Genomic DNA, 17,714 nt, shown 5'->3' with positions numbered 1-17,714 from the left:
GCGGTGCTCGCCAACCTGCCCCGGGAGTACGTCGAGGGCACGCTCGGCGTCGACCCGGAGACGCTGCTCGCCATCCTCGGCATCGCGGTGATCCTCGGCCTGTTCCTGTACCTGAGATTCTTCCTGTTCGTGGCGGTGGTGCTGCTCATCGCCGGCGCCAACATGCCCGACCAGATCGCCGAGGGCCTGAACATCTCCAAGATCCCGATCATCCTCGCGCTGGTCGCGTTGGTCGGGGTCGGCGTCGTGAACCAGATCGTCAGGCTCATGCCGACCGGCCTCGAACCCAAGCCGAAGGAAAAGAGCGCCGAAGGCATCCGCGCGCTCTTTTATGCAATCGAGAAAAACAATCTCGTGTACGCGAGTAAAGTGCTGTCGATGAACTTCGATCCGAACCTGCGCCACGAGAACGGCTACACGCCGCTGACTTACGCAGCGATGCGCGGCAGCCTGCCCATGATCGAGCTCCTCCTGCGAAACGGCGCCGATCCGGCGCAGACCACGACGGAAGGCGACAGCGCAGTCGAGCTTGCGCTGCGCTTCAACCATGGCGACGTGGCCGAAGCGCTGAAGAAGGCGCGCCGCGCCCCTGAGCTGTGGGTCATTCGTTGTCTCCAAGATCTGAAGACAACGATCACGCGCGGATTCAAAGCGTTCGCACACTTGATCGATAGCGGCCTCAAGCAGCGTTACCCAGGGATGGGGTGTCCCCAGTGAGCAGAGCGCGGCCTGCTCCGCCAGGTGCTGTGCCTGATCGATCTGTCGTCGATCGAGCGCCACATGCGCTTTGAGGCATAGCAGTGACACATCCAGGGTATCAGCGGGCAATGAGGCAAAGGCACGTTCGAGTGCTTCCAGATGTCCGCGCATATACAGATGCTCGCCGGCATCGTTCAAGATGCGGCGGGCACAGGGAAGATCAGCGACGCTCATGCACAGGTCAAAAGCCGACGACCATTGGCCCTGTCGCGCTAAATCTGCTGCCACGCGCAGGCTCAGAGCGCGGAACCGGGCTGGATGGGCAAAGCGCAGGCGGTGCTGGAGGAGCTCGCGAAAAAGTGGATGCTGACGAAGGACTCCCGGCGCGATCTCGGTAATGAAGAGCCGATGGGCCAGGACGTATTCCAGCATCTTCCACGAGTCGGTGCGCTCAAGCAGCATATTACAGCGCTCGACCGTCAGCTCTTCCAGCATGGACGATTCGATCAGAAACTGCTGGATCTCTGGTGGCTGCTGATCAAGCACTTGTTCTGCAAGAAAGTGATGCGCAGGACGGCTCATGACGGTGCGGGTTGCGACGATCGCACCAACATCACCATTCGTTGTTTGCAGCGCCAGGAGAATCCCGGTTAGCCAGCCATCGCTTTGCGTGACTAACCACTCCGTATCGGCTGGCGTGAAGTTGGTAATCCCCTCAACGGCAATCACTGCGGCAAGCTCCTCGGCTGAGAAGCGCAGCTGCGTTTCATTGATGCTGAGAAACTGCCGCCGCGCCGCTAACAGCATCTGGTTTGGCAATGAGGGGTGGGATCGTGATGCCAGAAGAATATGGCTGTTGGGGCATCGTGAAAGGATCGTCGCGATCAGATCGCTAATCGCAGGCACCTTATCGACGAGATGCCAGTCATCGAGACACAAGACGAAGTCGCTCTGGATCGTGTTGAGTTCATGGATCAAGCTTTCCACAACCACGCTAAACTGGTGTCCGTCGCCCTGGAGCAGTTGCAAGGTGTGCATGACACTCCCTGGAAAGCGATGCTCAACGGCGGCGGTGAGATAGAGCAGAAATCCCCAGGGGTCAGAATCATAGGCATCAAGCGTGTACCAGCAGAGTGGGAGCGGCATCATATGCGCCAGGTCGATCAACAATGATGTCTTGCCGTATCCGGCAGGTGCCACGAGCGCAATCAGCTTCCGCTGTGTAATCTTTTGCAATGTCTCTATCAGGCGCGGGCGCAACACCAATTCCGGAGGACGCTGTGGGGTGTAGATTTTATGCGGCAGATCGACCATAGATCTCCCCTTTGGAAGTTGTATGCAGTGTTGTGACGTTCATCAGGTCGTACCTTGGTATGCGTAGATCAAAAGGTAGAATGGAGTATTCACCTCGTCGAGTGAGGAACTGATCAAAGCTAGATGTGAATCAGCACGGTCGTCACATCTAGCGTTATGCCACGCTCAATTGATGTATCAGCACCTGAGCCAGCTCGGCTTTTAGCGCTGATGATGTTACCGACGAGGGTTGTATGCCCATCACGGGTGGGTGCGTTGGTGGACCCTTAGAGGCAGGTATGGTCTAGTGGCTTGCAGACCATGCAATGAACGATTGCTAAAGTGTGTAGCTGTATCTGATCATGACTGTTCCAGCGAGACGGCGTGCGGCATTGCCCGCCGTGAAGGTTTCTTTCGTACATGCTATCGCACGTGTATTGAACCGGCGCGGTTCGCTACCATCACCACCACAGAGGAAAGCTCCAGCGAGATGCTGGAGAAACAAGCGTTTGTGGAGTTGATCAACAGGGCTGACGCACAAACGGCTTGGAGAGTCCTATGCTTGCTGACTCTGCCCAGGCCACGCAAGAGGCGTGCGATGTGCGGTGGAAGATCGAGCGACGGCACCGCGAAGGCAAAGACGTGGCGAGACTGAAGCAGTGCCAAGGTCGCACAGCCCGTATCCCACATGATCCTAGCGGTCATACCTTGCTGTCCGAGTGCGACTCACAGCAGCGGAAGCGCAAACCGGTCGCGCCGTGGATGAGATCAACCCTCGCCTGCTGGACGACGACCCCGTGCAGCAACTCCAAAGCCTGTCGCTCAAAATGGTTCGGCCTATGTCCTCATTAAGTTGTCGTAACGCTGTTTTCAAGAGGAAGATTAGCAATAAATTTTATTTAAACTACTATATAGCCTAATAGGAGTCATTTGGTCAAGTTTAAGGCGTAGGCCAATGCTCTACCAAAGCCGACATTCGAGAACCATCAGCTGATAGTACTTTTATCATATTGTACGCACGAATGAGCGGCCTCCAACATAGCGCACGTGATCCACCACCCGCACCATTTTGCGGGCTGTTGCCTCCGCCGCCTATTGGGTCCAGCTTCGCCCAGTCCATGTTGGCTCAGAATGGATCTTACATTCGGCAATATTGGTAGCGGTCAGTGCTATTCACCGGGATGATGCGTGCACGATGCGGCTTCGGGCATGTCTTCCTTTAGAAAATCATCACATGCGGGTTGGAGAGGAGAAAACCAAGTCATGGGGAGTCAAACATAGCAGGTTCATTCAAACATAGCAGGGAAAATAACAGCAGGGAAAATAACAACAAAAAAAGCCCTGTGCGTATAGCACAGGACTCTTTCTTTAAGGAGGGCATCCCCGAAAGGCTACTTTGTAACCTCTGCGGTGATGCCCGTACGCATATCACTCATGGGCATCACCTCCTTCATCCCTAGACGGTTTGAGTGTCGCTTGGATGGGGCGAACACGAGGCGTATTGTACCAGCCACAGTAGTGCCTGTCAAGGGGTGGGCGTGAGACTTTCGTCGGATTCGGCGGTAGGCGTGAGCAGCGTTGGAATAGTCAACTGCTGACCGACTTCGATCTTATTCGGATCGGCGATGCTGTTGAGCGCCATGATCTCATCGACCGTCGTCTCGAAGTTATCGGCGATCTTACCGAGCGTATCGCCCGGCCTAACCACGTACAATCCAGCCGGTGTCGGAGTTGGAATGCTGCGCATCGAGTATGCCGTCTGCGTAGCGCCGACATCCTGCGTCGGCGCTGGCGTCAGCCGCACGACCGGCTGTACCGTCGGACGGCCCTCAAGCACAGCGCCGCCACAGGCGACGAGCGCGGGCGCGAGCGCCGAGATCAGCAGGCGGAGCCAGAGCCGCTTGTACCACGTCAATCGTTGCATCGTCCTATATTCGGGGCTAGCTGGTATGGGTCGGTGGCGCGTGCTCGTTGCGATCATCGAGCATATCGGGTTGCTCTTCGAGCGCGGGATCGGCTTCTGCGCGCTCCTGCGCACACTGCCAGGCGCTCCAGCGAGCGCGCAGATCGGCGAGCGCGCGGCGGGCTGGCAGCACGCGACCGTCGTGCAGCAGCACGACCGCCTGTATATCCGTCGGCACCCGTCCGTAATCATGCAGGATGCGGCGATCCCATACCGGCTGATAGACCAGCAATGCGCTAATCATGCTCAACGGCACCAGCAGACCATCGTAGCCGAGCCATAGGTCGTGCTGCGCTGTAGCATCGCTTCCAGCTTCAGATCGCTGATTCACCGCCGCCTCATCCTCCACTGTATCGTCATCTTGGGGAACACTCCCAAACCCCCGGCCTGACGGCGGCCTCACCACCGCCTAATCCTCCGCTGTATCGTCATCTGCCTTGAGATCGGTGCTGATCGCTTCAACCTCCGTCAGCTCTGGCAGGAGCTCGCTGACATCTTCATCTCCAAAGGAGATGCCAAGGCCGCGCGCCGTGCGGACCATCTCATCATCGATCGGCACATTCTTGACTTTACCGGCGCACTCGATCATCGGGATCGTCGTGATGATACCACCGCGCAGCACCACGACCTCGCCGTAGCGCCCCTCGGCCAGCTCGCGCACCGCCGCAGCGCCAAAGCGCGTTGCCAGGATGCGATCGTACGGCGTGGGCTCGCCGCCGCGTTGCAAGTGGCCCAGCACAACCACCCGGCTATCTTTGCCGGTGCGCTTGGCAACCTCGTTTGCCACATAGGAGCCGATCCCGCCCAGCGTGCCGGTTGTCGACTGGTAGATCTGCTGGCCGCCTTTTTCAACCGCGCCCTCCGCGCAGACGATGATCGAGAAATTCGATCCCTGAAAATCGCGGCTCATCACCTTGGAGGCGACCGCCTCGGTGCTGAAAGGGATCTCTGGGATCAAAATAATATCGGCGCCGCCGCCCAGCCCTGAGTGCAGCGCGATCCAGCCTGCATCGCGGCCCATCACCTCCAGGACCATCACCCGATCGTGGCTGGCCGCCGTGGTATGCAGCCGATCCAGCGCCTCCGTCGCGACCGTCAGCGCGGTATCGAAGCCGAAGGTTCTATCGCTGCCATACAGGTCGTTGTCGATCGTCTTGGGCACGCCGACGGCACGCACGCCATACTTGGCTAGCTCGCTGGCAATCCCCTGGCTACCCTCGCCGCCGATCACCACCAGCGCATCCAGCCCCATGCGGCGCATGTTCTGCGCCAGCTCCTTATAGGGCGCCGGATCGCGCTGGATCTTGCCATCGACCTCGATCGTCCGAAAATGCCCCTTATTGGTCGTGCCGAGAATCGTACCGCCCCGCGACAAGATCCCGCGCACATCCTCGACGCCCATGTTGCGAATATGCGGCGGTGTCAGCAGCCCTTCAAAGCCGTCTTCGATCCCGATGACCTTCCAGCCATACTCGATCTCTGCCGTTTTGACGACCGCACGGATCACCGCGTTCAAGCCAGGCGCATCACCACCGCTGGTCAACATGCCGATGCGGCGAATGGGAGCTGCCATAGGTATCTCCTCCCGTTTACGATATTCTACGTGCCTATCGGTCAAACGGTGGTGCGCTGTTAAGATGCACGCCACAAATGCAACGGGCATTCACACGCGCGAACCCCCATTGGTTTGCTTGGCTGTAAGTCTATCACAACGGGCTGAAATGCTCCAATTCGGACTTGAGCGCAATGAGAAAGGCATCGGCCTGCACGTGTGTGACACAGCGGGCGTCGTAGGCCAGCGTGGCGATCACGAGCGGACGGATCACGATCGTATCGCTCTCTCGGCCCTCCAGCACATATGGTCGGCGCTCGACCGCGCCAATCGTGAGCACCGCGCCCTGAGCCGCCGAAACAATCGCATGACGCCAGCGCGTCGTGCCCTCCTCGCAGATCGTGAAGGTCGCGGCGCTGACCTGCGCCGGTACATCGTCCGCTGGCTGTCGGCTGCCAATCGCGCGGGCCAGACCTTGCAGGCTCAGATCGGCGGCATCGGGGATCAGCCCTATCGTGCTGTTCGCGCCCTGGCCTGCCGCCAGCGCCAACCGAACCCGCCCGCGCACGATGATGCCCTCATCGCTCCAAACGCTGTTCAGCAGCCGGTGCTTGGTCAGCGCCGCGACCGCCGCATGAGCAATGCAGGCGGTGATCGTCAGATCGATGCCGCGCCTGGCAAGCCGCGCCCGGTGCGCTTCTACGTAGGCGATAACCCGGCTCAGCTCCACCTCGACCGCCGTGAGCGCGTGCGGGATGCTGCTCTTGTCCTGCACAAGCTGAGCCGCCATCGCGCGCTGTGCGTCGGTCAAGGCCACCTGCTGCGGCGCGGCCTTGCTCGTAGGCGGAGTCTGAGCGGCGGGCATCTCATCAATCGCCGCAGGCGTTGCCGAGCGCGGCGCGGTGATCGTCGCCTCGGTAGGAATGTCGAGCGAGAAGCACGAGTTGAAAGCGGGCTGCGCTCCCGCTCCCACACTGGCCGGCGCTACCAGCGCAAACACATCCCGGCGCGTGATCGCGCCGCCGGGTCCGGAGCCCGCGACCGCCGCCAGATCGAGGCCATGCACCGCCGCGATCTTCCGCGCGACCGGCGTGACGCGCGTAACTCGTCCGTTGGTCGTCGGCTCGGCAGCCGACTCTGCGGCGGCTCCACGCAGACGCACCAGTGCCGCGCCGACCGCAATCGTCGAGCCGGGCTGCGCCAGGATCTCGCCGATCGTGCCCGCAGCCGTCGCCGGAACATCCCACTCGCAGCGGTCGCTGCGCACGACAACCAGCGGATCGCCGACCTCGACCGGATCGCCGATCTGCCTGTAGTAGCGCTCGATCGTCACTTCAGCAACGGCGTCGCCGAGCTGTGGTAAGGTGATTTCCATACGGTGAACCAAAGAACAAAGAACCAAGAACAAGCCGAGAACCAAGAACCAGGGATCGAGAACCGAGAGCCGAGAACCAGGGATCGAGAGCCGAGAGCCGAACAAAAGAACAAAAGAACAAAAGGTTCAACTTCGTTGTTCCCTTGTTCTCTTGTTCCCTTGTTCCCTCGCCCTGCTACCTGCCGGTCTTCTGCTTGACCGCATCGGTCAGCGCTGGCAGAATCTCGTTGACATCGCCCACGACGCCGTAGGTCGCCACCTTGAAGATCGGCGCTTCCGGATCTTTGTTGATCGCGACGATCGTGCCGGAGTTGCGCATGCCCGCGAGATGCTGGATCGCGCCGGAGATGCCGCACGCCACGTAGAGCTTCGGCGAAACCGTCTTGCCGGTCTGTCCCACCTGCCGCTCGTAGGGCACCCAGCCCGCATCGACAATCGCGCGCGACGCGCCGTACGCGCCGTTGAGCGCCTGCGCCAGCGCCGGGATCAGCTTCTCGTAGTTCTCGGGCGAGCCCAGGCCGCGCCCGCCCGACACAATGATCTGCGAGTCGGCCAGGTTGACCGCGTTGGTCTTCTCCGCGACCTTGACCACCTTCATGCGCGCGCCGGTCTGTGGCGCCTGGCCGCGCACGATCTCGCCCGTGCCGCCGCTCGCGGGCTGTGCCTCGGCGGCAGCCTGGCGGCGCAGCGAAATGATCGCGATGTCGCTGTTGAAGCCCAGCGTGTTGATCACATTCGCGCCGTGCGATGGCCGCGTTGCGACGATCTGGCCGTCGCGAACCGTCGCGTTGGTACAGTCGGGGCCGAGGCCGGTATCAAGCTCCGCCGCCAGCGCCGCCGTGAAATCGCGCATCTGAAGCGAAGAGCTGGTCAGCAGCGCCCTGGGCTGATGCTCCTTGATCAGCGCCGCCGCCGCCGTAACGAACGCATCCGTCGTGTAGTGCTCAAGCGCCGCATCCTCGACGACATACGCCTTCGACACGCCATACGCGAAGACACGATCGGCGATCTGCGGCGCCTGCGGATTGAGGATCAGCGCCGCGACCTGACCGCCGCTGGCCTCCGCCAGCTCACGCGCCTTGGTAATCAACTCTTTGGTCGAGGCCGTCAGGTCGCCGCCCGCCGCCTCGACCGAAAACCAGATTTCGTTTGCCATTGTGTATCCTCGATCAGCAGCCGGGGCCGGACACTCGACACGTTCCAGCCCGTGGCCGCGCTTATTGTTTAGATTACCTGACCGTTTACCAGCGCCTCGACCAACTTCTGCGCTTTTTCCTGCGCCGAGCCACCCTCGATCATCGTGCCCCTGGGCCGTGGCGGCGGCGGCACGCGATCCAGGTAGGAAACCTTCGGCGTGAGGTCGCCGCTTGAGATGCCGAGATCGGCCAGCGTGTAGCGCGGAATGTCGGCCTTCTGCGCCTTCTTGATCTTGAGCAGCGAAGGATAGCGCGGCTGATTCAGATCCTTGACCGTCGTCAGCACCGCCGGAAGGCTGGCCTCGACCGTCTCGACCGTCGTCTCAAGCGCGCGGTCGGCGACGACACGCCTGGCGCTCGCGTCAAGCTCGAGGACCTTATAAACGTAGCTCAGCACCGGAATGCCGAGGTAGCGCGCCAGCGCCGGGCCGAAGACCGCCGTCTCGTCGTCGGTGGATTGCTTGCCGCAGAAGATCACGTCGGCATCGCCCAGCTTCTTAACCGCCGCCGCCGCAACCTTGGCCGCGCCCAGCGAGCCGATGTCGGCCAGCGCCGGATCGTTGATCAGGATCGCCTGATCGGCACCCATCGCCAGCGCCTTGCGCAGCGAGTCGATGCTCTCCTCGCCGCCGATGGTGATCACCGTCACCTTGCCGCCACTCTTTTCCACCTGAAGCAGCCCCTCTTCGAGCGCGTACTCGTCGAACAGGCTGATGATCGGCTCGATGCCCGATGCGTCGATATGTTTGTCCGCAGTGATCTTGACGCTGTTCTGCTGCGGAACTTGTTTGATGAACACAACTGCGTGCATAAAAACTCCTTAGTAAGAACAAGAAAACCGGGTGCCCTCCGGGCGCACAAAGGAACAAACCCGAATTGTTCTTTTGTTCCTTCGTGCCTTTGTTCTGTCGTTTGTCTATTCGCTCCACTCCGCGGGATCGTACGCTGGCAGCTCTTTGCGCAGCGGCCTGTTCTCGCGGAAGCCGAAGGCGAAATCGGCCTGCAACAGCTCTTGCAGCTCGCGGGTACCCTCGTAGATCACCGCGCCGCGTGAGTTGCGCAGGAAGCGCTCGACCGGATACTCGTCGGAGAAGCCGTACGCGCCGTGAACCTGGATCGCGTCGTCGGCGGACTCGAACGAGCTGACGGTGGCGTGCCACTTCGCCAGCGTCGTCTCGCGCGTGTTGCGCCGACCCTGGTTCTTCATCCAGCCCGCGCGATAGACCAGCAGCCGCGACGTGTCGAGCTTGCGCACCATGTGCGAGATCATCCGCTTGACAAGCTGGTGATCGGCGATCGGATGGCCGAACGTCTCGCGCTCCTGGGCGTACTTGATGCTGGCCTCAAGCGCCGCCTGAATCAGGCCGGTCGCGCCTGCCGCCACGGTGTAGCGCCCGTTGTCGAGCGCCGACATCGCGATCTTGAAGCCCTCGCCCTCCTCGCCCAGGCGATTCGCGGCAGGCACGCGCACATCCTGAAAGACGACGCTGCCGGTGTTGCCCGCGCGCACGCCGAGCTTGCCGTGGATCGGATGCGACGACACGCCCTCGAAGGCCCGCTCGACGATAAAGGCGGTCATGCCTTTGTGCTTCTTGGCCTTGTCGGTGTAGGCCACAACCAGGAAATGATCGGCGACATCGGAGAGCGAGATCCAGGTTTTCTCGCCGTTGAGGATGTAGTGATCGCCCTCCAGCCGCGCCGTCGACTGCATGCCTGCGACATCGGTTCCGGCGTTGGGCTCCGTCAGGCAGTACGCGGCCAGCTTCGTGCCCTGCGCCTGCGGCTTGAGATACTTCTGCTTCTGCTCCTCGGTGCCCCACTGAAGCAGCGCCATCGAGTTCAGGCCGGTATGGACGCTTAGCACCACGCGCAGGAACGTATCGACGCGCTCCAGCTCCTCGCAGACCACCGCCAGCGAGAGGTAGTCCATGCCTGCGCCGCCGTACTTTTCGGGAATGCAGATGCCCAAAAAGCCCAGCTCGCCCATGCGATTGAGGATCGGGCGCACATGCGACATGTCGCCGTCCTCGCGCGCGCCCTGGCGATCCCACGCGCGAATATGCGGCAGCACTTCGCGCTCGGCAAACTGGCGCACCGTCTGCCGTAACATCTCATGCTCCTCGCCGAGGAACATGTCATAATTAGCAGTGAAATCCATTGGATGCTCCTTATGTATTCCCAGCGGGCCTGCGCTGCTCTGGTATGGCGGTCCAGACGCCCAGCCTCAAGCCCTGATTTTTATCGTCGTGCAATACTTGTTGTACAACAGTATCCCAAAGCTTTTTTGATTCACCGAGACTCGGCTGCGGGTTGCGCCTGAAGCTCATCGTCATGAGATCACGAATAATCCCATCTAGCTTAATGCGCGGACGTTCAAAGCCCGGCCTCTCTGGATTGTACGGCTGGCACGGAAAGAAACTAAACATGCCTTCGCAGGGCTTGTCATACATCGCGCCGAAATACAATCGATTCGGGAGCGGCCCTGGTCCGCAATTGTTATCTTCCTCGTCTGGATCTACCTGACCGCTACCACAAACCTTGCTACCCGGAAAAGGCTCCTGATACCCTGGCGCGATCGTTATGTCCGCGTATGCTTGTGGAATCTGGCCTTTAAGCACCTTCTTGTAATTGGGTCGACAATGATCGATCCAGCGCTCGACGACAAAAACCGTATCAAGAGCGAATGTCCAATCAACCCGCGAGCCGAACAAGATCACCGAGCCGAAGTCGAGCCGGGTTAGCTGCGTGCTGCTGCGACCATGATTCATTTTCTGCTTGCACCACGTGTAATAAAAGTGGTCGCCAAAGACAAACGGATCGGTATTTTGCAATCCCTGGTACGATGTAGGCAAAACATAGTACGGCTCAAAAACATGGCGTGGCCCATGCGGCAGCGGCTCATCGATCGCCTGTACAACCTCCGCCTCCGGCTCCCACTCGCACCAGAAGACCAGATCATCCTCTTGTGGCGTGTCACCGGGATGCCCAAGATAGCGGCCCCTATTTTTGACAAAGGTCCGTTTATGCTCGCCTCGATTCCAAGATTTGCCGCTAGGGCGATCGGGCTTATGCTCCCCGCCCGGATGTGGAAATTGTACAAAGCAGAGCTTATCTTCCACCGCTCGACCTCACTCCTCGACCACACACGGGATCTGCTGCGTTAATGTTATGCCATTTCGCTCGATGGGACAACCGTAGGCATACACTTCGACGCCCGCCCGCGTCACGTCGCGCAGCGCATCGGCAAAAGCCGGATCGATCGCCCGATCCGGCGTGACAGCCATTGCGTTGGCGTGCTGCGCGACAAAGATCACGGCGGTGCGAACGCCCGCAGCGGCCAGCGCCGCCAACTCCATCAGATGCCGCCGTCCGCGCTCGGTCGGCGCGTCAGGAAAGCGCGCCACGCCACCGCACACATGCCCAACGCTTTTGACCTCGACATAGCACTGCCGCGCGCCGTCGGCCAGCAGAAAGTCGAAGCGGCTGCCGCCATGCCGCGCCTCACGCTTGATTGTGGTGTAGGCCCGGAACTGCGGCAGCGCGCCGGAGCGCAGCGCGTGCTCGATCAGCCGGTTGGGCAGATGTGTGTCGAGCGAGGACCACGCGCCGCCGGACCAGGCAGCCGCAACCTGATAGGCGGTTTTGCGTCCAGCGCCCGGCTTGTGGCCGACCAGCAGCGGCAGACCCGGCGCGAGCCAGACGAGCCGCCCGCGATCGGCGCAGTGCGCGGCGATTCGCTCTCCGGTGGCAAGCTGTGCCTCGACGACGAAGCGGTTAGGCCGTGCCAGAAAGGTCGCATCGAACAAGGACGCGCCGCCGACGAGCGGCACGCGCACATGATCCACGACCAACGCTTCCCCTTCCAGATTGGCTACTCCAGCGACCAAGCGGCGATCCTCAGGGCCTAGCGCCCCTGCCATTCGGGCCTGCGCTTTTCGAGGAACGCGCGCGTGCCCTCTTTGCAATCCTGCGTGACCGCCAGCTCGGCGAAGAGCGACGCCTCGTACATGTTCGCGTCGTCCAGGGCCATGTTCAGCCCACGATTGACGGCCTGCTTGATCGCGGCAATACTGAGCGGCGGCAGACTCGCCAGCTTTTGAGCAAGCTGTTTCGCGGCATCCATCAGCTCTGCCTGCGGATAGACGCGCTCGACAATCCCGATGCGCAGCGCCTCGGCGGCGTCGATCCGCTCGCCGGTCATCATCAGCAGCTTCGCCATGCCCGGCCCAACCAGTCGCGGGAGCCGCTGCGTGCCGCCCCAGCCCGGCATAATGCCCAGCGTCACTTCGGGCAGCCCCACCTGGGCATTCTCGCTGGCAAGGCGAACATCACAGGCCAGCGCCAGCTCAAGGCCACCGCCCAGCGCAAAGCCATTGATCGCGGCGATGATCGGCTTATCGAGATCGGCCATCGTGCGGCCCAGATCGTGCGAGCGCGTGGCGAGGATGCGGCCCTGCGTCGCGCTTTCAAGCGCCGCCAGCTCCCCGATGTCCGCGCCCGCCGCAAACGCCCGATCACCCGCGCCGGTCAGGATGATCGCGCGGATCGCATCGTCGGCGGCAAGCTCTTCTAGCGCGGCGTGGATCTCGCCCAGCACGCCCTGGCTCAGCGCGTTAAGCTGCTTGGGCCGGTTGATCGAGATGATCGCCAACGGGCTATCACGTTCAAGCAGGATATATTCGTAGCTCATGTTGCGTCCTTAGTTTCGAGTTTCAAGTTTCAAGTTTCGAGTTTCGAGTTACAGGTTTTCAGTTTTTAGCTCTCGCGCTTGTTCGCTTGTTCGCTTGTTCGCTTGTTCGCTTGTTCTTTCGCCACACCCTCGGCCTGACGGCCCCGGTTCTTCGTTTGTTCTTTGTTCTTCTATTCCTCATACTCATAGAAGCCCCGGCCCGACTTACGACCATAGTGACCGGCCAGCACCATGCGCTTGAGCAGCGGCGGCGGCGCGAAGCGCGCGTCTTTGAATTCATCGTACATGATATTTGCGATATAGTAGGTGGTGTCGAGGCCGACGAAATCGAGCAGCGTGAGCGGACCCATCGGATGGCCGCAGCCGAGCTTCATGCCCGCGTCGATGTCCTCGCGCGAGGCAAGGCCCTGCTCGTAGATGCGAATGGCGTCGAGCAGGAAGGGCACCAGCAGCCGGTTGACGATGAAGCCGGGCCGATCTTTAGCCTCGACCACCGTCTTGCCGAGCGATGCGCCAAAATCTTTGAGCGTGTCGATCGTCTCGTGCGAGGTAAGGATCGAGCGCACAACCTCGACCAGCTTCATTACGGGTACGGGATTGAAGAAATGCAGACCGGCGAAGCGCTCGGCGCGCTGCTTGACGGCAGCCATCTCGATGATCGTGAGCGACGAGGTGTTGGAGACGAAGATCGTATGCGGAGGACAGAGCGCGTCGAGTTCCTGGTAGAGCGCGCGTTTGGCGTCGAGCTGCTCGACGATCGCCTCGACGATCAGATCACAGTCGGCGAGATCGGCGAGCGAGGTAGTGCCCTGAAGGCGGCTGAGCGCCGCGTGTTTGGCATCTTCGCTGAGCCTGACCTTGGCGACGTCCTTGCTCAGAAAGCCTGCGATCCGCGCCAGACCGTGGTCGAGGTACACCTGCTCGGTTTCGCGCACGATGGTCTGATAGCCGGCTTGAGCGCACACCTGCGCGATTCCCGCGCCCATCAGCCCACAACCGACCACTCCAACCTTCTTGATCTCCATTGATCTCTGACTCCTCAGGTTTGCTTCGGCGGGGCGCATTATAGCACCAGGGCACGGCGTGCTGCAAACCGCAGGCACCCCAGCGGCCAGCTCGGAGGGAGGGCTGACCGCCGTTGTCTGCGTTGCAGATCTTTAATAATCGTCAAACCAGCAGGCAAAAAATAAAGATGAGTATAAAGTGCGCAATTTTGGAGAAGCCTGTCGACTCATCCAACGGTACGATAGAGCAAAATATCCGAGGCGCGCTGGATATGTAGTAAAGTGCGGCGGCTGTGATCGAGCCTATGCATCAGGAGCTCGATACCACCCAGGCGACCGCAGGAGATCTCAACCACAGGCCGGGGTAGCACATTGCGGTGTGTCCTTGAGCCATTTTCTCGTGCCCTCATGACGGCGTGGTCACGCTTTGAGTCCGGATTCAAAACCTTCGTGTCGGCCTACTCCCCTCAGAATCCGACCTGATGAAGCATGGTCGGACCTCAATCAACGACCGAATAGGGAGGCATATCATGGCGACGGCAGCGACAACTACTCCCGAATCTCTGGTGGCAGAAAAGTCTTATCCCCTCCGTGTTGCGCTACTGAGCGTGCTTATTGGGATCGTCATCAGCACGTTCTGGTCTGCGGCATTCGTGGATACCACCATCGGCGGCACGGTTGCCGATACCCTCTGGGGACCGCAGGCGCGCGAAGCAACCATCAGTGGAGCCGTAGCTGGTGCCTTGTATGCGCTAGTCACCGGCCTCGCGGGCACCTTTACCGCCTGTAACATTTGCGCCTTTAGCGCGATTGCGCCGCTGGCCGCCGATAAGCGCAGCGCGGGACAGACGCTCAAGCCTCTGCTGTATCTCTCAGCAGGCATGATCGTCGTCGCCGGGCTGTATGGCGCGATCGGCGCGCTCGTTGGTCCGAGCCTGCCGCAGCTTTCCGAAACCAGATTGGGTGATCCCGAAAACGGCATCCGGCTCCGCTCGCTTCAGTCGATGGTTGTCTTTGTCTCGATCGGCGTGATATACATTCTCTGGGGCCTGATGACCCTCGGCGTCATGCCCAACCCCTTCGCCGGCGTGGGCGCGCGCTATCCCTGGGCACGATCGGTCTTCATGGGAGCGACGATCGGCGCATTTCTGATCGGTCGACCGTATGGCCTCTTCCGCCACATGTTCGAGTACGCTGCCTCGACGCAGAACCCGTTCTTTGGAGCGCTGGCCTTTATCCTCCAATCGCTCGGCAACATCGTGCTGATGGTGGCGCTCTTCCTGCTCCTGATATACGGGACAGGTGGCCGCTTCGAGCGATGGCTACACGCCAAACCGGGCCGCGTCGCGATCGTAACGGCGGCTGCGCTGATTGTCGCGGGAACGTTCTTCGCTACCTATTGGGGTCCTCGGCTCCTGGCAAGAAACGGCCTCTTCTTCTGGCCCTACTGGGATTGGGAAACGTACACGCTGCTGTTCAGAGCACGGTAGCGAGCTACGCTCCATCTTTCAGACATGCTGGCAACAGAAGAAACGTTCTGTTGCCAGCACTGCTACGACAAGCCCGACACATGCCAGGCAGGTGGATGGAAGTCTTCGACGACTGAGTCGCTCGCCAGCGCTACAGATTCGATTTAAACAGCAGCCGGTTCGGCGTGTTCGGCGGGTTGCCGATGATCACGCCCGGCGTGGCGTTGCTGATGATCCAGTTATTCACCATCGCGGGCGTTGCGGCGGGATTATAGGCCAGATACAGCGCTGCGACGCCCGATGTGTGCGACGCGGCCAGCGACGTACCGCTGATGGTGTTCGTGCCGCCGGTGTTCGAGGTGGTGGTAATGCTGCCGCCAGGCGCGTACAGCTCGACGCATGGGCCGTAGTTCGAGAAGGACGCCCGATTATCGTTGCTGAGCGACGCGGCGATCGTCAGGACGCCGGACGCGCTGGCAGGCGAGTAGTTACACGCATCTGCGTTGCTGCTGCCCGCCGACACGACCACCGTGCGACCGGCGTTGACCATGTTGGTTGTCGCGTTGTTCACGCTCAAATTGACGCCGCCCATACCCAGCGTCACATTGACCACGGCTGGAGACACCGCGTTCGCGGCGATCCAGTTCATGCCCGCGATCACGCCGGAGATCGTGCCTGCGCCGTTGCAATCCAGCACCCGCACGGCGCGCAACTGGACGCCCTTGGCGACGCCATAGTTTCCGCTGCCGATCACGCCCGCCTGATAGGTGCCGTTACCATTGCAATCGCCGCCCGGATTAGGCGTGCCAAGCACATCATAGGCAATCGCGGCCCGCCCGCCAAACTCCCAGTGATTGAGATAGATGCCGGTATCAAGCAGATACACTGTTACGTTCGACGCCATGGTGTTAAACACATAGGTGCCGTTGAGCGGCAGATTGGGCTGATCGATCCGGTCCAGACCCCACTGACCACCGCTAACCGGCTGGGTCATCTCGATCGAAACTTCCTGATCCTGCTCGATGTACGCGACCCGCGGATGCTTCTGGAGCGCCCGCAACTGGCCCTGGCTCAGCGTCGCCGCGAAGCCATTCAGCGCGGCATCGTACACGTACTTGGGATGGGCGCCAACATCCGCCGCCACCGATCCTGCGTTAGCGCCTGCGCCATCCTTCAACACCACGATGTACTGGTCGGCGATGGCGTTCCGTGGAGCGGGGATGAATGTTGCCGACGCTGCCGCCGGAGCGCTCGCCAATACGCCGACCGACAGCATCAGAGCGGATACGAACAAGCCTGCGAAGCGTTTCATGCTGTCTAACCTCCGATATAGATCAGTAAGTCCAGCCACGTACCGCTAGCGAATCGCGAGCAGCCATAAACATCCCGGGCAGTTTATCGCTGCATCTGCTCGCAGCCCTGGCAGACACCACACGTTTAGAGAAGAATCGCAACCGATTGTCGGGGGATGCTATCGGTAGTGAATAGAGCTATTCACGTGTTGTAGCGCTGGGCGTACTTCGTAGCATACGTGATCGGACGAGATCAAATCTATCACGCGCAAAAGCAAAAGTCAATAAAAAGTTTAGTCGGCTACAGGGCTAGCGCAAAGTCGAATAGATCGGCCTATGCGCCTCAGCTACGGGCCAGCTAGCGGAGCGCGACATGTTTCATGAGGCATTCGCGTCAAAGAATCTATGACAACCGGTGACGCCACACGCTACTCCTGCCCAAACATTGGCTTCAGTGTTTCCCACGTAGCACCATCAACATCGGCGGCAAGCTCGGCTGCCTGAGCGTCGGTGAGCTGACTCCGCTTCCGTATCGTTTCCAATTCTAAGTAATCCAAGAATCGTACAAGTGCATCTCGATCGATTGTATTACGATTGAGCCGCACGACAATATCTGAATTTTCAACAGCAATGCTGTAAGCAGAGCTTGTCATACATCGTTCCCCCTGTAAAGGCATCTTTGATACAGCATACCACAAGCCACCTGATAGACCCTGAAGGCGCGCAGGGTAGATCTCCAGCAGCGGCCTAGCCTTTGAGGGATAGAGGATACAGTGGGCAGGTCGAGCGTCTGCCCATCATGCTAGCGGCTGGTGGTCAAGCGGAGCGTAGTTGTGCATGGAGCCATGGAGCAGAGGTGATCGGCCCCGCCCCAGCGCGTGAAACACAACCTAATCTTCCCGTCCCTCGCCAAACACCAGGCGTCCATGCTCAGGATGCTGCCCACGTAATCGCGCAATCAGTGCTGGCAGATACGGCAGCAGGAGCGCCGCAGCCGCGCACAGCAGGATGATCAGCGACAAAGGACGGGTGACAAACACCGCGAGATTGCCCTGGCTGATCGACAGCGCGCGCCGAAACTGCGCTTCTGCCAGCGGCATCAGAATGACGCCAAGCACTGTTGGCCCCACGGGAAAATCGTAGCGTCGCATGAAGAAGCCGACGACGCCGATCGCGTACAT

At 60.5% G+C, this 17,714-nt stretch carries 16 protein-coding genes; 1 reads left to right on the top strand and 15 read right to left on the bottom strand.

Going from position 1 to position 17,714, the window contains the following annotated elements; genetic code table 11:
* From VFZ66_08140 to VFZ66_08085, 12 genes are all read right to left on the bottom strand, one after another.
* A partial coding sequence (locus tag VFZ66_08140; GenBank protein ID HEX6289147.1) for a hypothetical protein occupies window positions 1–2,013 on the bottom strand: 2,013 nt, incomplete at its 3' end.
* A gap of 1,504 nt (window positions 2,014–3,517) precedes the next feature.
* Entirely contained in the window at window positions 3,518–3,916 is a 399-nt protein-coding gene (locus tag VFZ66_08135; GenBank protein HEX6289146.1) for a LysM peptidoglycan-binding domain-containing protein, read from the bottom strand.
* Window positions 3,917–3,932: 16 nt separating this feature from the next.
* Entirely contained in the window at window positions 3,933–4,286 is a 354-nt protein-coding gene (locus tag VFZ66_08130) for a hypothetical protein (protein ID HEX6289145.1), read from the bottom strand.
* Window positions 4,287–4,364: 78 nt separating this feature from the next.
* Window positions 4,365–5,528, bottom strand: a complete 1,164-nt coding sequence (locus tag VFZ66_08125) for an ATP-dependent 6-phosphofructokinase (GenBank protein ID HEX6289144.1) — start codon at window positions 5,526–5,528, stop codon at window positions 4,365–4,367.
* A gap of 133 nt (window positions 5,529–5,661) precedes the next feature.
* Entirely contained in the window at window positions 5,662–6,882 is a 1,221-nt protein-coding gene (locus VFZ66_08120) for a 2-oxo acid dehydrogenase subunit E2 (GenBank protein ID HEX6289143.1), read from the bottom strand.
* Window positions 6,883–7,057: 175 nt separating this feature from the next.
* The gene (locus VFZ66_08115) at window positions 7,058–8,038 is read right to left on the bottom strand and encodes an electron transfer flavoprotein subunit alpha/FixB family protein (GenBank protein HEX6289142.1); all 981 of its coding nucleotides are present in this window, start codon (window positions 8,036–8,038) and stop codon (window positions 7,058–7,060) included.
* Window positions 8,039–8,106: 68 nt separating this feature from the next.
* On the bottom strand, window positions 8,107–8,889 hold the full coding sequence (locus VFZ66_08110; protein ID HEX6289141.1) for an electron transfer flavoprotein subunit beta/FixA family protein: 783 nt from the start codon (window positions 8,887–8,889) through the stop codon (window positions 8,107–8,109).
* Window positions 8,890–8,994: 105 nt separating this feature from the next.
* Window positions 8,995–10,236 (bottom strand): acyl-CoA dehydrogenase family protein, encoded by a 1,242-nt coding sequence (locus VFZ66_08105; protein ID HEX6289140.1) that lies wholly within the window; start codon window positions 10,234–10,236, stop codon window positions 8,995–8,997.
* A gap of 10 nt (window positions 10,237–10,246) precedes the next feature.
* Entirely contained in the window at window positions 10,247–11,197 is a 951-nt protein-coding gene (locus tag VFZ66_08100) for a hypothetical protein (protein ID HEX6289139.1), read from the bottom strand.
* A 9-nt stretch (window positions 11,198–11,206) separates the two neighbouring features.
* A complete protein-coding gene (gene sfsA / locus VFZ66_08095; GenBank protein ID HEX6289138.1) occupies window positions 11,207–11,965 on the bottom strand; it encodes a DNA/RNA nuclease SfsA in 759 nt (252 codons plus the stop codon).
* Window positions 11,966–11,982: 17 nt separating this feature from the next.
* Window positions 11,983–12,768 carry an enoyl-CoA hydratase-related protein gene (locus tag VFZ66_08090; protein ID HEX6289137.1) on the bottom strand — a complete coding sequence of 262 codons (786 nt, stop codon included), beginning with the start codon at window positions 12,766–12,768 and terminating at the stop codon, window positions 11,983–11,985.
* 170 nt (window positions 12,769–12,938) lie between these two features.
* The gene (locus VFZ66_08085) at window positions 12,939–13,793 is read right to left on the bottom strand and encodes a 3-hydroxybutyryl-CoA dehydrogenase (GenBank protein ID HEX6289136.1); all 855 of its coding nucleotides are present in this window, start codon (window positions 13,791–13,793) and stop codon (window positions 12,939–12,941) included.
* Window positions 13,794–14,302: 509 nt separating this feature from the next.
* On the opposite strand from VFZ66_08085, the gene VFZ66_08080 reads away from it, so the two are divergent.
* Window positions 14,303–15,262, top strand: coding sequence for a hypothetical protein (locus VFZ66_08080; protein HEX6289135.1), 960 nt, complete (start codon window positions 14,303–14,305; stop codon window positions 15,260–15,262).
* Window positions 15,263–15,392: 130 nt separating this feature from the next.
* On the opposite strand, the gene VFZ66_08075 is transcribed toward VFZ66_08080, so the two are convergent.
* The 3 genes from VFZ66_08075 to VFZ66_08065 form a co-directional block, all read right to left on the bottom strand.
* A complete protein-coding gene (locus tag VFZ66_08075) occupies window positions 15,393–16,553 on the bottom strand; it encodes a S8 family peptidase (protein ID HEX6289134.1) in 1,161 nt (386 codons plus the stop codon).
* A 408-nt stretch (window positions 16,554–16,961) separates the two neighbouring features.
* Window positions 16,962–17,186, bottom strand: a complete 225-nt coding sequence (locus VFZ66_08070) for a hypothetical protein (GenBank protein ID HEX6289133.1) — start codon at window positions 17,184–17,186, stop codon at window positions 16,962–16,964.
* A gap of 237 nt (window positions 17,187–17,423) precedes the next feature.
* Window positions 17,424–17,714: hypothetical protein (locus tag VFZ66_08065; GenBank protein ID HEX6289132.1), on the bottom strand; the 291-nt coding region annotated here is incomplete at its 5' end.

It is taken from the genome of Herpetosiphonaceae bacterium (assembly GCA_036374795.1).
Taxonomy (GTDB): Bacteria; Chloroflexota; Chloroflexia; order Chloroflexales; family Kallotenuaceae; genus LB3-1.
The sequence above is the reverse complement of the archived record's forward strand: the minus strand, read 5'-3'. Positions and strand labels throughout refer to the sequence as shown.